Consider the following 14,379-nt stretch of genomic DNA (forward strand, 5'->3'; position numbering starts at 1 on the left):
TTAGGAAGAGAGCACTACGACAGCCATGGCTGACGTCAACACCCCCACCGGCTCCACCACCGCCGGGTCGATCGAGGTCGGTACCGCCGGCGCCGGCGCGCAGCTCGCCGGCCCCGGCACCGGCCGTGCCACCGTCCAGCAGCCGATCGACGCCCGCGTCGCGGTCGAGCCCTCCTACGAGGTCGGCGACTTCCCGGTGCCGACCGGCCGCGAGGAGGACTGGCGGTTCACCCCGCTGCACCGCCTCGGCGGTCTGCACGACGGCAGCGCCGCCTCCGCCGACAAGGGCGAGGACAAGGTCGAGCTGAGCCTGCCGGACGGCGTCACCGCCGAGACCGTCGGCCGCGACGACGCCCGCCTCGGCAAGGCCGGCAAGCCGGTCGACCGGGTCGCCGCGCAGGCGTTCAGCGCCTTCGAGCAGGCGCTGGTCGTCACCGTCCCCAAGGAGACGGTGCTCACCGAGCCGGTGAAGATCGACGTGCACGGCGAGGGCGGCACCCGCTTCGCGCACGTGGTCATCGACGTCAAGCCGTTCGCCGAGGCCGTCGTGGTGCTGAACCACACCGGCACCGGCACCCGCGCCGCCAACGTCGAGCTGCTGCTCGGCGACGGCGCCAAGCTCACCTTCGTCTCGGTCCAGGACTGGGACCGGGACGCGGTGCACGCCGCCCAGCAGACCGCCCTGGTCGGCCGGGACGCCTCGCTGAAGTCCGTGGTCGTCACCTTCGGCGGCGACCTGGTCCGCATCCACCCGCGGGTCACCTACGCGGCGCCCGGCGGCGAGGCCGAGCTGTTCGGCCTCTACTTCGCCGACGCCGGCCAGCACCTGGAGCACCGTCTGGTCATCGACCACGACACCCCGCACTGCCGCTCCAACGTCGTCTACAAGGGCGCGCTGCAGGGCCAGGACGCGCACGCGGTCTGGGTCGGCGACGTGCTGATCCGCGCGGCCGCCGAGGGCACCGACACCTACGAGCACAACCGCAACCTGGTGCTCACCGACGGCGCCCGGGTCGACTCGATCCCCAACCTGGAGATCGAGACCGGCGAGATCGTCGGCGCCGGACACGCCTCCGCCACCGGCCGCTTCGACGACGAGCAGCTGTTCTACCTGCAGGCCCGCGGCATCCCGGCCGACGAGGCCCGCCGCCTGGTGGTGCGCGGCTTCTTCGCCGAGCTGGTCCAGCAGATCGGTGTCGCCGAGATCCAGGACCACCTGATGGAGAAGATCGAGGCCGAGCTGGAAGCGGCGGTCTGAACCCGATGAGTTTTCTCCGCGCCTGCGCGCTCAGTGAGCTGGCCGAGGACGTGCCCAAGCGGGTCGACCTCAACGGCGTGCCGGTGTCCGTCGTCCGCACCGACGAGGGGGTGTTCGCGATCAACGACACCTGCTCGCACGCGAACGTCTCGCTCTCCGAGGGCGAGGTCGAGGACTGCATGATCGAGTGCTGGCTGCACGGCTCCAGCTTCGACCTGCGCACCGGCAAGCCCTCCGGCCTGCCCGCCACCAAGCCGGTCGCTGTCTACCCCGTAAAGATCGAAGGGGACGATGTGCTCGTCTCCGTCAACCAGGAGTCCTGAGTACACATGGCAACCCTTGAAATCCGTGACCTGCACGTCTCCGTCGAGGCGGAGAACGGCCCCCGGGAGATCCTGAAGGGCGTCGACCTGACCGTGAAGCAGGGCGAGACCCACGCCATCATGGGTCCGAACGGCTCCGGCAAGTCCACCCTGGCCTACTCGCTCGCCGGCCACCCCAAGTACACCGTCACCGGCGGCTCGGTGCTGCTGGACGGCGAGGACGTGCTGGAGATGTCGGTCGACGAGCGCGCCCGCGCCGGCGTCTTCCTGGCGATGCAGTACCCGGTCGAGGTCCCCGGTGTCTCGGTCTCCAACTTCCTGCGCACCGCCGCCACCGCGGTCCGCGGCGAGGCCCCCAAGCTGCGCACCTGGGTGAAGGAGGTCAAGGAGGCGATGGCCGCCCTCCAGATGGACCCGGCCTTCGCCGAGCGCAACGTCAACGAGGGCTTCTCCGGCGGTGAGAAGAAGCGCCACGAGATCCTCCAGCTGGAGCTGCTCAAGCCGAAGATCGCGATCCTCGACGAGACCGACTCCGGCCTGGACGTCGACGCGCTGCGCATCGTCTCCGAGGGCATCAACCGGGTCCGCGAGTCCGGCGAGGTCGGCACCCTGCTGGTGACCCACTACACCCGCATCCTGCGCTACATCAAGCCCGACCACGTCCACGTCTTCGCGGGCGGCCGCATCGTCGAGTCCGGCGGTGCCGAGCTGGCCGACAAGCTGGAGGAGGAGGGCTACGAGGCCTACGTGAAGGGGGGCGCATCCGAGTGACCCGTGCTCACGAGTCGGCGGCCCTGAAGGGCCTGCTCGACACCGACGCGATCCGCAAGGACTTCCCCGTCCTGCAGCGGCTGCTGCACGAGGAGAAGCCGCTCGTCTACCTGGACAACGCGGCCACCTCGCAGAAGCCGCGCCAGGTGCTGGACGCGCTGAACGCCTACTACGAGCGGCACAACGCCAACGTCCACCGCGGCGTGCACGTGCTGGCCGAGGAGGCCACGGCGCTGTACGAGGGCGCCCGTGACAAGGTCGCGGCGTTCATCAACGCGCCCAGCCGCAACGAGGTGATCTTCACCAAGAACGCCTCGGAGTCGCTCAACCTGGTCGCCAACATGCTCGGCTGGGCCGACGAGCCCTACCGGGTGGACCAGGACTCCGAGATCGTCATCACGGAGATGGAGCACCACTCCAACATCGTGCCGTGGCAGCTGCTCTCGCAGCGCACCGGCGCGAAGCTGAAGTGGTTCGGGCTGACCGACGAGGGCCGGCTCGACCTCTCGAACATCGACGAGCTGATCACCGAGAAGACCAAGGTGGTCTCCTTCACCCTGGTCTCCAACCTGCTCGGCACCGTCAACCCGGTCGAGACGATCGTGCGCAAGGCCCAGTCGGTCGGCGCGCTGGTCCTGATCGACGCCTCGCAGGCCGCGCCGCACATGGTGCTGGACGTGCAGGCGCTGGAGGCCGACTTCGTCGCCTTCACCGGCCACAAGATGCTGGCCCCGACCGGCATCGGCGTGCTCTGGGGCCGCCAGGAGCTGCTGGAGGACCTCCCGCCGTTCCTCGGCGGCGGCGAGATGATCGAGACCGTCACCATGGGCTCGTCCACCTACGCCCCGGCGCCGCACAAGTTCGAGGCCGGCACCCCGCCGATCGCCCAGGCGGTCGGGCTGGGCGCGGCCGTCGACTACCTGTCCGGCATCGGCATGGAGAAGATCGCCGCCCACGAGCACGCGATCACCGAGTACGCGGTCGAGCGCCTGCTGGAGGTCCCGGACCTGCGGATCATCGGCCCGCGCACGGCCGTGGACCGCGGTGCCGCGATCTCGTTCACGCTGGGCGACATCCACCCGCACGACGTGGGCCAGGTGCTGGACGAGCAGGGTATCGCCGTCCGGGTCGGGCACCACTGCGCGCGGCCGGTCTGCCTGCGGTACGGAATTCCTGCGACCACGCGGGCGTCGTTCTATCTGTACTCGACGCCGGGCGAGGTCGACGCCCTGATCGCCGGCCTGCACCACGTCCGGAACTTCTTCGGCTGACGGGACGGGGCACGCGATCATGAAGCTCGACTCGATGTACCAGGACATCATCCTGGACCACTACCGCAACCCCCACGGCAAGGGGCTGCGGGACGGCGACGCCGAGGTGCACCACGTCAACCCGACCTGCGGCGACGAGATCACCCTGCGGGTGAGGCTCGACGGTGCCAAGGTCGCGGACGTCTCGTACGAGTCGCAGGGCTGTTCCATCAGCCAGGCCAGCGCCTCGGTGCTGAACGACCTGGTGGTCGGCAAGACCGTGGGCGAGGCGCAGACCGTCCAGGAGGCCTTCCTGGAGCTGATGCAGAGCAAGGGCCAGGGCGAGGGCGACGAGGAGGTGCTGGAGGACGCGATCGCGTTCGCCGGCGTCTCCAAGTACCCGGCCCGGGTCAAGTGCGCGCTGCTGAGCTGGATGGCCTGGAAGGACGCCACCGCCCAGGCGCTGGCCGCACGGCCCGCCGTCAACGACTGAAGCAGAAGAGGAGGACAGACCATGAGTGACACCGAGACGCCCGCCCCTTCCGCCGAAGAGGCGCCGCCGGGCATCGTCGGCACCACCGCCGGCACCGTCTCCGTCGAGGACCTGACCGAGGCCTTGATGGACGTCGTCGACCCCGAGCTGGGGATCGACGTCGTCAACCTGGGCCTGATCTACGGCATCCACATCGACGAGTCCGACGTGGCCACCATCGACATGACGCTCACCTCGGCGGCCTGCCCGCTGACCGACGTCATCGAGGACCAGGCCAAGACCGCCACCGACGGCCTCGTCCAGGACCTGCGCATCAACTGGGTCTGGATGCCGCCGTGGGGCCCGGACAAGATCACCGACGACGGCCGCGAGCAGCTCCGCGCCCTCGGCTTCAACGTCTGACGGTCGGGCCTTCGTCAACCCACTGCCGCGCGAGTCTCTCCTTCGGGGGAAGTATTCGTGCGGCAGTGGTATATCTGCCAACGGGCGGCCAGGCTGGTGCCGCGACCACGGAGGGAGCGACGTGATGGCTGTGGAAGCGGTCGGACACTGGACGTTGCCCGACTCGCCGTACGCCATGTGGGTCCGGGGGGAGCTCGACGAGTATCTGCGGATCCCGGACGACGGTACGCGGGTCGAGGTGATCGGAGGGGAGTTCGTCGTGTCACCGGCGCCTGTCTTCATCCATGCAGTGATCCTCTCGGACATCCAGCGCGGCATCGAGTACGCCCGCTTCAAGGATCGGACCTACCCTTGGCGGGTGGTTCAGACGGTCAACGTCGATCTCGTGGAGATCGGGGACGGCTACATTCCGGATCTCGTCGTGGTGGACGCGGATGTGGAGGAGCGCGGGGTGGCGGATAACGTGACGCACCTCCTGCCGGATCAGGTCGGCCTGGTGGTCGAGGTGACGTCCTCCTCCAACGCGCACAACGATCGCCGTCCCGTACTCGGCCGACGGGTCAAGCCCACGAAGTGGAGCGGTTACGCCCGCACCGGTGTGCCGTACTACTTGCTGGTGGACCGCGACCCGCGGAACCCGGGGATCACGTTGTTCGGTGACCCGGACCGCAAGGAAGGCAGCTACGCGGTGCTCGGGGAGTGGAAGTTCGGCGATCAGGTGCGGCTACCGGATCCGTTCCGTTTTGACTTCGGTACGAGCGCCTGGAAGCCCTGGACCGCGTAGGCCCCGGACACGACGCCGCCGGCCCGGGACGGAGATCCGTCCCGGGCCGGCGGCGTTCGTGGGTGGGTCAGGCGCGCTTCGGGCTCCTGGCCACAGCGAGGGCCAGGCCCGCGCAGGCGACGGCGGCGACGGTGGCGAAGCCGCTGACGGCGGGGAGGAGGCCGTAGCGCTGGGTGAGGGCGCCGACGGCGATGATCGGCGCGGAGCTGCCCAGGTAGACGATGATCCACAGTGAGCTCAGCTCCGAGCCCCGCCGCTCCGGGTTCATCGCGGCGACGGCGGTGGTGAAGAGCGAGCGGAACGCGACGCCCTGGCAGATGCCGCCGAGGACGCTGCCGATGAACAGCAGCGCCGGGGTGCCGGTGTACTGGGCGGTGACGACCAGGCCGAGGCCGGTCGCCAGGCCGGTCATGCCGAGGGCGATGACCAGGCGGTCCGCGGTCGGCGGGACGAGCAGCTGGGCGGCGGCGGAGGAGCCGAGCAGCAGCGCGGCCACGACCGCGCCGGTCAGGTGCGAGGAGGTGTGCAGCAGCCGGGCGGAGAAGGCCGGGGCGAGGGCCAGGTAGACGCCGAAGACCCCGTAGGAGATGAACCCGGCGCCGGCGGCCAGCAGGAACTCCCGGCGGCCGGTGGTCGGCAGGGCGAGGCGCTGCGGGCGCAGGTGCGCCGGGGTGGTGATGCGCGGCGGGGCGGCCGGCGGGCGGTTGCGGCCGGGCATCCGCGGGTGCACCAGGGCGAGCGGCACGCAGAGCGCCAGCAGGCCGACGGCGTGCAGCAGGAACGGCGTCAGCAGCGGGTCGGACCCGCCGGACAGCAGCGCGCCGACGATCGGGCCGATCGCGACGCCGCCCGCGGAACAGGCCAGCGTGAGCTTGGCGGCCAGGGTGGGGCGGTCCGGCAGCAGGTCGCCGAGGGCGGCGCCGGCGGCGCCGGTGGACAGGCCCACCGCGATGCCCTGGACGGCGCGGCCGGCGGCGAGCTGCCAGAAGCCGCCCGCGGTGGCGAACACGACGTCGCCGGCGGCGGCCAGTGCCACGGCGGGCAGGATCAGGGCGCGCCGGCCGAGGTGGTCGGACCAGTGGCCGACCACGGCCAGGACGGGGACCAGCGCGAACACGTAGACCGTGAAGAGGATCGTGGTGTCGAGCGGGGTCAGGGAGAGGCGCTGCTGGAGGAGCGGGTAGATCGGCGTCGCAAGATTGGCACCGATCAGCATCAGCAGCAGCGCGGTCGACACCAGGCCGACCCGGACACCGCGCAGCGCGTTCCAGCGGCTGATCGCGGCGAGCTGGAGCTGGGCGCGCGGCGCGAGCTCCAGGGGAAGCAGGGCCTCCGACAGTCGGCGTCCGTCGAGCTGCGCGGTGCGCAGGCCGGGGCCGGCGGGGGAGAGGTCCGCCATGTAAGGGATCTCCTGAGGCAGGGCACCACCGGGTCGGCGGGGTGTGCCGGCGCACCCGTCCTGAGGCGCTGTGGTGGTGGCCGCGGTGCGGGGCTCCCTGGTGGAGCGGATGAGCTGAGGGATGGGCGTCGTTGCCCGGTGGTCCGCGCGGGGTGGGCACGGCACCGTTTCGAAGGATAAGGGGTGGGCGCACGGTTGCGGCGCGCGCCCCTGGAGGCCGGGCGCCGGAGGTGCCCGGCCTATACGCTGAGGTAGTGGACCGGCACACGGAGCTGATTTCCGGAGTGTCGATCGGCTGACCGCTCGGTGTAGGGAGAACGCACAACGATGGCCGGACGACGTCGGAAGAACGCTGGGGCCTCGTCGGAGGGCGCACCGGACGAGGGGTCGGCCGGGGCGGTGCTGCCGGCGGATCTGGAGCTGCAGGACCTCTACGGGGCGTTCGCCGCGCACGGGCTGGACGACGAGGACCTGGACGACGCGGCCGTGCTGGTGCCGCCGGTCATGCTGCCGTCCGAGGCGGAGCTGACCGCGCAGGCGAAGGCCGTGCCGATGTTCGGGTACGCGCTGAAGCTGGCCCGCTGGACGGCCCCGCACCGGCCGGTGGACGAGCACGGCGACCTGACCGGCCCGGACCGGGCGCCCGCCGCCCGGCTGCTGGGCCTCGCCCCGGAGCAGGGCGACGCGCCGGAGGAGGCGGTGGTCGAGGCGATGCGGGCCTGGTCGCTGGCGTGCGACCTGGACCTGATCGAGATCGGCACCACCGCGGCCGGCGAGCACGTGGCCATCCCGGGGCCGGACCTGGAGCCGGCCGAGGAGGGGGACCCGGAGACCGTCCTGGAGCTCTGGCTGACCGCCGCCGGGATCGTCCGGGAGCTGGCCGTGGAGGCGGACTCGCTGCCCGAGGGGGAGGAGGCCGGGGAGCCGGCCGAGCCCGGTGCCGAGACCGAGGAGGACGAGGACCGGCTGGCGCAGGTCGAGGACGCCCGGGACGAGGCCGCCGAACTGCTCGACGAGGCGCTCCAGGTGCTGTACGAGACCACCGCGTTCGCCGAGCCGGGCACCGAGACCGTGCCGCTGGGGGTGCTGGCCGCGCTGCTGGTGGTGCCCGAGGGGGAGGAGCCGAGCGAGGAGCTGCTCGGCGACATCACCGATGTGATGGTCGCCCTGGACCCGATGCTGGGCGATCTCGCCGAGCTGGGCGTGCTGGACTACCGCCCGATCGACCCGGAGCTCTTCGACGAGGAGGAGACCGAGGAGGGCGCGGAGCCGGCGCTCCCCGCGGTCGGCGAGGAGCCGCTGGACGAGGAGGAGTCGGCCCGCTTCGGGCTGGTCCGGCTGACCCCGCTCGGCCAGTACGGCATCCGGAAGTGGCTGCTGGAGGACGGTTACGACGCCCCGCTGGTCGGCGACCTGGCGCAGGGCGACGCCGTCGAGCTGCTGCGCGGCGTCTGCGAGGCCGCCAACGTCCTGCCGGACGAGGAGCTGAAGGTCTGGATCACCGACCGGGAGCCGGAGGCGGCGGCGCGCGAGCTGCTGGCCGCGGCGCGCGGCAGCGACGCGTACGCCCCGATGCGGCGGATGCTCTGCCAGCTCGCGCTGACCATGCTGGGCGAGGGCGCCGAGCCCGCCGTCCGGGAGGTGCTGGACGACCCGGAGCTGGGCGGGGGCGCGCGGGCCTGGCTGGTCGGCCGTGGGGCCGCCGACGTGCCGGCGCCGGAGCGGGCGATGGCGCTGTGGACCGTGGTGGACACCTTCGCCGCGCAGCTGCTGGACACGGGCGGCGATGCGGAGATGCTGCGTGAGCTGATCGCCGAGCTGCCGGTGACGGACAACCCGGCGAGCTACTTCGGCGAGCTCTGGCGGGTCGACCACCCGTACACGGCGGACGTGCTGGAGGTGGTGGGCGAGCTGCACCTGGACCGCGCGGTGGCCAAGGAGGCCCGCAAGGCCGCCTTCAAGGCGCGCTCCAAGGGCTGACGCCGGGATCCGGCGCCGGGTCTCTTCCCCGGCCCCCGCGGGAGCCCTCGGGCCCTGCGGGGGTGCCGGGGCTCACGGCGGGAACGGCTCACGGCGGGCCGGGCGTACGGCGGGCCGGGCGTACGGCGGGCCGGGCTCACGGGAGGTCGAGCGAGCCGTCCTCGGTGAACGGGAAGAAGGGGTTGTGGGCCAGCTCCCAGAGGTGGCCGTCCGGGTCCTCGAAGTAGCCGGAGTAGCCGCCCCAGCTGGTGGGCTCCGGCGGCTTGACCACCGTGGCGCCGGCCTCGACGGCCGTCCGCAGGGCGGCGTCCACCCGCTCGGGCGACTCCAGGTTCACCGCCAGGGTGACGCCCCGGAAGGACGGCTCGCCGGTGTCGGGCACGCCCGCGTCGGCGGCCAGATCGCCGCTGGGGAAGAGGCCGAGCACCGAGTCGGCGGTGCGGAACCAGACGATCTCCGGGCTGGAGGCCGACGAGCGGCTCCAGCCGAGCGCCTCGTAGAAGCGGGCGCTGCGGTCGAGGTCGCCGACGCCGAGGGTGACGATGCTGATCCGGGCCGGGAAGTCCTTGTGCGCTGTCATGCCCGACAGCGTAGGAAGCCGGACTGACAACCCGGGCCCTGACACGGCGGCGGCGCCCGGCGGATCCGCGCGCCGATCCGTGCCCCGCACCGGGCCCGGGCCGTGCCCCGGTCCGTGCTCCGGTCCGCCCGGCGAACCGCCCCCCGAACCGCCCGCCGGGGCGCCTGGGCTGATGACCCGGCAGGTCGGGCGACGTATCGTGTCCGGAGGCGGCACGCAGACGGCGAGGACAGGGGGTGCGGCCCGGGATGACGCGGGAGCGGGAGCGGGAGAGCGGTGGCCAGCGGGACGGCCTCCGGGGCGGCGGTGCGCGGCCCGCGGAGCCGTGGGGCCGGGAGGACGGCTGCGCCGAGCAGGAGGACTTCGCCCGCCGCGCCCTCGCCGCGGCGGACTTCCCGGTGTACGGCGTCGCGGGCGGGGTGCCCCCGGACGGCGACGCGCTGGCCGCGTTCGAGACCTCGGACGGCCTGCTCTGCTGGGTCGAGGTCCAGTCCGGCGACTGGGCCTGCGCCGACGGCCCGTACGTCACCGTGCGCACCTACCGGCCGGGCGCCGAACGGTTCGGTGCGCTGCCGGACCTGGAGGACGTGGTCGAGGACGAGCGCGACCGCGTCTACGAGCAGCTCGGTGTGGACGAGGGCGACTGCCCCGGGCGGGTCCGGGAGCTGCGCGAGTGGATCACCGTCGACGGCGAGCCGCAGGCGGTCGAGGTGCACGAGGACCTGCGTGAGCGCTGGGTCCGGCCGGACGCGCCGCTGCCCGACGTCTGCCCGCAGCCGGGTGCCGGGCCGGTCTGGGCCGGGCGGCTCCGGGTGGGCGGACTGACCGTCACCGTCTGCGCGCGCGGGGTCCGGCCCGGGGGCCTCGAACTGGCACCCGTGGCGGAGACCGAGCGGTACCTGGTGGGCCGCACGGCGCTGCTGCGCTCGCTCGCCGCGAGCCGCGGCCGGTACGTGCCGGTGGAGGAGCGCGAGCTCCCGCCGGTCACCGGGCTGGAGGCGCACCGGGCGGTGATCGCGCACAGCATCGCCGAGTCGGCCGCGATCGAGGCGCAGGTCCGGGCCGGCCGGACGCCCCGGCTCCCGCGCGACCTGCGCGGCGAGACCGGGGCGCTGCGCTGGGAGGCCGCGGTGCGCCAGCAGATGCGGCTCGCCTCGGAGTCCCGGACGGAGGCGGTGGCGGCGGTGACCGCGATGGTCAACCACCTGGACCGGCTCGCCCGGCAGATCCCGTGGGCGCTCGGCACCCCGGACGGGGCGGCCGCCGTCGAGGAGGTGATCCGCCACACGGTGTTCGCCAGCGAGGTGCCGAGCCTGCCGGCCCAGCGCGCCTGGGCGCAGGTGTGGCGGGACCGGTCCCGCGCCGAGGGTGAGCACTGGGAGGAGCACCGGCTCGCCGAGCAGCTCTGGCTCGCCGCCTGGGATCAGTGGCGGGTGGCGCGCACCGGGCGGTGAGCCGGCTACGGGGCGGTGCGGGCCGGCCGACCCCGCGTGACCTGTGGTGCTCACGGCAAAGGGCGGGTCATGGGTTCGAATACGGTTGGCAAATGACCACCCTGACGAGGTGTCCGATTCACCGGGTGTTCACCGGAACCGCGGAGTCTGCTGGGCGTCGACGACCTGCCTCGACACCTCGCTCGCCACGCACCGGGCCGTGCCCGGTCGGCGGCCCCACCTCTCAGGAGTGACTGACATGTCGCTGTCCCGCCGGGACTTCGTCAACCGTTCCACCCTCGTCGGGGCCGGTGTCCTGATCGCCGGCAGCGCCGAGGCGCTGGCCAGCGCCCCGGGCGCGATCGCCGCCCCGGCCGGCGGCGAGGTGCAGGCCGCCGCGACCGCCGACGCCGAGCGCGCCGCGGTCGGCTACGGCCCGCTGGTCAAGGACGCCGAGGGCCTGCTCTCGCTGCCCCAGGGCTTCAAGTACACGGTGCTCAACCGCGCCGGCCAGACCAAGCTGCGCACGGGTGAGTTCACCCCGAGCAACCACGACGGCACCTCCGCCTTCGAGGACGAGCACGGCGGCAACCTGCTGGTCGTCAACCACGAGCTGAGCGGCGCCCGCGCCAACTGGCCGAACCCGGTGCCGCTGACCGAGGGCCACGTCTACGACCCGGGCGCGGCCGGCGGCTGCACCATCGTGCACGCCAAGGCCAACGGCAAGGTCGAGCAGTGGGTCGGCATCGCCGGCACCGCCACCAACTGCGCGGGCGGCGTGACCCCGTGGGGCACCTGGCTGTCCGGCGAGGAGACCGAGGACAAGGCCGGCAAGAACGGCTTCACCAAGGACCACGGCTACATCTTCGAGGTCGACCCGTTCGACGACGACTACAACCGCGACCCGCAGCCGGTGAAGGCCTTCGGCCGGTTCGCGCACGAGGCCGTCGTCGTGGACCCGAAGCGCGGCCACGTCTACCTGACCGAGGACGCCTCCAACCCGAACGGCCTGCTCTTCCGCTGGACCCCGCCGGCCGGCTTCAAGCACGGCCGCTACCAGCTGCGCAAGCTCGCCGCCGACGCCGGTGTGCTGGAGGCCTTCAAGGTCTTCGACGCGCAGGGCAAGCTGATCGACGACCTGTCGCGCGCCACCACGGTCGGCACCACCTACGGTGTGGACTGGGTCAAGGTCCAGGACCGCGACGCCAGGACGGTGTCCATCCGCAAGCAGTTCAAGGACGGCGAGGTCACCCGCGCCCGCAAGCTGGAGGGCATGTGGTGGGGTGACGGCGGCTTCTACTTCGTCTCCAGCTTCGCCCGCTCCGAGAGCCCGCTGCAGCACGACGGCCAGGTCTGGTTCTACAACCCGACCCGCCGCACCATCACCCTGAAGGTGCTGCTCGGCGTCAACACCGACGTCTGGGGCGACCACGACAACTACGACGGCCCGGACAACATCACCGTCTCGCCCTACGGCGGCATCGTGATCGCCGAGGACGGCGAGGGCGTCTCGCACCTGTTCGGCGCCACCGAGGAGGGCCTGACCTACCCGATCGCCCGCAACGAGCTGAACATCGGCACCGCCGAGAAGCCGGAGTTCAGCGAGTTCACCGGCGTCACCTTCTCGGACGACGGCAAGACCCTGTTCGCCAACATCCAGACCCCGGGCATCCAGCTGGCCATCACCGGCCCGTGGCACCGGCTGAAGGAGCACAAGCGCGGCCAGGGCTACGGCGAGTGAGTTCGCAGTGCTGACGGCAGCTGACGGAAGCTGACGGGAGGGGCCCGCTCCGGCGGGCCCCTCCCGGCGTTCCGGCGCCCCCTGACGGGTGCTCGGCGGTCGGCCCCGCTCTCGCTGCTCTCGGCGGTCAGCCCTCGGGCGGCAGCCGCAGCTGGAGCATGGCCAGCAGCCGCTGCTGCGGCTGGGCCAGGTCGATGCCGGTCAACTGCTCCGCCCGGCGGACCCGGTAGCGCAGGGTGTTGGGGTGGATGTGCAGGGCGTCCGCGGCCACCCGGACCTCGCCCAGCGCGTCCAGCCAGGCCAGCACCGACTCGGCGAGCCGGGTGCCGTGCCGCCGGTCGTACGCGGTGAGCGCGGTCAGCCGCGGGTCGCGCAGCCCGCCGCGCTCCTGGAGCAGCGCCAGCATCTCGCTCACCAGCACCTCGGCCTGGACGTCGATCAGTGCCGCGACCTCCAGGTCCACCCCGCCGCGGCCCATCGCGTCCAGAATCCGGTCCGCCTGGGCCCGGGAGTCCGGCACCCGGGCGAGGCCGTCCACGGTCGAGCCGATCGCCGCCCGCAGCGGGACCCCCAGGTGGTCATGCGCCGCCTCGACCACCTCCTGCGCCCAGCCGCGGACCGTCGTCATCGGCAGCCCCGGCGGCAGCTCGGGCAGCAGCACGTACACCCGGGACTCGATCGGGGCGAGCAGGGCGCTGCGGTGCCGGGCCGCGGTGTGCACCGAGATCAGGCCGGTCACCTCGGAGCGGGTGAGCGCCTCGGTGGTCCGGGCGCTGTACGCCAGCACGGTCGCCGGGTGGTGGAGGTCCAGCCCCAGGTGGGTGGCGAGCGACTGCGGGCCGGTGGAGCCCTCCAGCAGCCCGGTGAGCAGGGTCTGGGTCAGCCGGACGTCCGCCGACAGCTCGCGGCGCCGCCGGACCAGCTGCGCCGCCGCCACCCGGGCCGCGCCGACCAGCGCCTGGTCGGCGAGCGGGGCCAGCGGCTGCGCGCCCTCCTGCACCCAGATGGTGCCGAGCGGCTGCGCCCCGGCCCGGATGCCGATCGCCAGGCGCCGGCGCAGGCCCAGCTCCGGGTGCGGGTCGACCGCGATCGGCGCGTCGGAGGTGCGCAGGTGCTGGAAGATGCCCCACTCGCGGAGCTTGGAGAGGTACGGCTCGGGGCCCTGCCAGCCGAGGATGGAGAGCCGGCGGAGGTCGTCCACCTCGTCCGAGTCGGAGGAGCGGGAGTAGGCCAGCACCCGGCTGGAAGTGTCCTCGATCGAGACGATGCCGTTGGTGAGCACGGCGACGGTCTGGGCGAGGGAGAAGAGGTCGCCCGCGTTGTGCTCGGGGGCGCCGGCCGTGTCCGGGGCGTCCGGCCCGGCGATGATCGCGCGGGCCAGCGAGTCCAGGTGCTCCCAGCGCGTCTCGCGGCGGACCGAGAGCAGCGCGACGCCGGCCTCGGTGGCGGCCTCGCGCAGGGCGTCGGCCTGGCCCGGCGCGTCCAGCTTCACCGCGACGGCCGCGGCGCCGGCCCGGCCGGCCGCGCGCAGGGCCGGGAGGGCGGCCCGGCCGCGGGCGCCGATGGCGAGCACGAGCTCGCCGGACGCGGCGGTGGGCGGGTCCTCCGGGTCGAGGATCGCGACGTCGCGGACCGGGACGTCCAGCCCGTGCGGGGCGGCCTGGAGTTCTACCAGCGGCTCGCCGAGGGACATCAGCAGCTGGCGGAGCGGGAGTCCGGGGGTGGTCATCCGGCGCTCCTTCATCCGCTCGGACAATGCCGTGCGGCCGATTTTAGCCGGGCGGACAGGGTCCCGGGCGGTCGGTCGTGAAGGTGGCGGGAGCGGTGGTGGGGGCGCCGGGCTCGCCGGGGTCCGGCGGTGGGATCCCGCCTTCACGGGGGTGTCGTGACCCGCCCGTGACCCCCTTCGTCGGAGCGGACAACGCCGTACGGGGGACTTTAGCCGCCCGGCCAATCAAGTCGGGT

The 14,379-nt window shown here is 72.9% G+C and carries 13 protein-coding genes; 10 read left to right on the forward strand and 3 right to left on the reverse strand.

What is annotated here, in order from left to right; translation table 11 throughout:
- Window positions 1-25 precede the first annotated feature (25 nt).
- From sufD to ACIPSC_RS19350, 7 genes are all read left to right on the forward strand, one after another.
- Entirely contained in the window at window positions 26-1,258 is a 1,233-nt protein-coding gene (sufD, locus tag ACIPSC_RS19320) for a Fe-S cluster assembly protein SufD (protein ID WP_400827012.1), read from the forward strand.
- A 5-nt stretch (window positions 1,259-1,263) separates the two neighbouring features.
- Window positions 1,264-1,581 (forward strand): bifunctional 3-phenylpropionate/cinnamic acid dioxygenase ferredoxin subunit, encoded by a 318-nt coding sequence (locus ACIPSC_RS19325; RefSeq protein WP_238863127.1) that lies wholly within the window; start codon window positions 1,264-1,266, stop codon window positions 1,579-1,581.
- A 6-nt stretch (window positions 1,582-1,587) separates the two neighbouring features.
- Entirely contained in the window at window positions 1,588-2,352 is a 765-nt protein-coding gene (gene sufC / locus ACIPSC_RS19330) for a Fe-S cluster assembly ATPase SufC (RefSeq protein WP_400827014.1), read from the forward strand.
- A 23-nt stretch (window positions 2,353-2,375) separates the two neighbouring features.
- The gene (locus tag ACIPSC_RS19335) at window positions 2,376-3,623 is read left to right on the forward strand and encodes a cysteine desulfurase (RefSeq protein WP_400827183.1); all 1,248 of its coding nucleotides are present in this window, start codon (window positions 2,376-2,378) and stop codon (window positions 3,621-3,623) included.
- Between the two features lie 19 nt (window positions 3,624-3,642).
- Entirely contained in the window at window positions 3,643-4,095 is a 453-nt protein-coding gene (gene sufU / locus ACIPSC_RS19340; RefSeq protein WP_400827015.1) for a Fe-S cluster assembly sulfur transfer protein SufU, read from the forward strand.
- Window positions 4,096-4,116: 21 nt separating this feature from the next.
- The gene (locus tag ACIPSC_RS19345) at window positions 4,117-4,497 is read left to right on the forward strand and encodes a metal-sulfur cluster assembly factor (protein ID WP_400827017.1); all 381 of its coding nucleotides are present in this window, start codon (window positions 4,117-4,119) and stop codon (window positions 4,495-4,497) included.
- 124 nt (window positions 4,498-4,621) lie between these two features.
- Window positions 4,622-5,281 (forward strand): Uma2 family endonuclease, encoded by a 660-nt coding sequence (locus ACIPSC_RS19350; protein WP_400827019.1) that lies wholly within the window; start codon window positions 4,622-4,624, stop codon window positions 5,279-5,281.
- A gap of 67 nt (window positions 5,282-5,348) precedes the next feature.
- Here ACIPSC_RS19350 and ACIPSC_RS19355 read toward each other — a convergent pair whose 3' ends face one another.
- A complete protein-coding gene (locus tag ACIPSC_RS19355; protein ID WP_400827021.1) occupies window positions 5,349-6,680 on the reverse strand; it encodes an MFS transporter in 1,332 nt (443 codons plus the stop codon).
- Between the two features lie 327 nt (window positions 6,681-7,007).
- Here ACIPSC_RS19355 and ACIPSC_RS19360 point away from each other — a divergent pair, with 327 nt between their 5' ends.
- Window positions 7,008-8,660 (forward strand): hypothetical protein, encoded by a 1,653-nt coding sequence (locus ACIPSC_RS19360; RefSeq protein ID WP_400827023.1) that lies wholly within the window; start codon window positions 7,008-7,010, stop codon window positions 8,658-8,660.
- Between the two features lie 136 nt (window positions 8,661-8,796).
- Here ACIPSC_RS19360 and ACIPSC_RS19365 read toward each other — a convergent pair whose 3' ends face one another.
- Window positions 8,797-9,240 (reverse strand): VOC family protein, encoded by a 444-nt coding sequence (locus tag ACIPSC_RS19365; protein WP_400827025.1) that lies wholly within the window; start codon window positions 9,238-9,240, stop codon window positions 8,797-8,799.
- A 248-nt stretch (window positions 9,241-9,488) separates the two neighbouring features.
- On the opposite strand from ACIPSC_RS19365, the gene ACIPSC_RS19370 reads away from it, so the two are divergent.
- Together ACIPSC_RS19370 and ACIPSC_RS19375 are read left to right on the forward strand one after the other, a co-directional pair.
- Complete coding sequence (locus ACIPSC_RS19370) at window positions 9,489-10,694, forward strand: hypothetical protein (RefSeq protein ID WP_400827027.1); 1,206 nt, start codon at window positions 9,489-9,491, stop codon at window positions 10,692-10,694.
- A gap of 238 nt (window positions 10,695-10,932) precedes the next feature.
- Entirely contained in the window at window positions 10,933-12,414 is a 1,482-nt protein-coding gene (locus ACIPSC_RS19375; RefSeq protein ID WP_400827029.1) for an alkaline phosphatase PhoX, read from the forward strand.
- A gap of 127 nt (window positions 12,415-12,541) precedes the next feature.
- On the opposite strand, the gene ACIPSC_RS19380 is transcribed toward ACIPSC_RS19375, so the two are convergent.
- Window positions 12,542-14,143: a PucR family transcriptional regulator gene (locus tag ACIPSC_RS19380; RefSeq protein ID WP_400827030.1), complete on the reverse strand. Its 1,602-nt coding sequence runs from the start codon at window positions 14,141-14,143 to the stop codon at window positions 12,542-12,544.
- Between the last annotated feature and the right edge of the window lie 236 nt (window positions 14,144-14,379).

It is taken from the genome of Kitasatospora sp. NPDC090091 (assembly GCF_044747365.1).
Lineage (GTDB): Bacteria > Actinomycetota > Actinomycetes > Streptomycetales > Streptomycetaceae > Kitasatospora.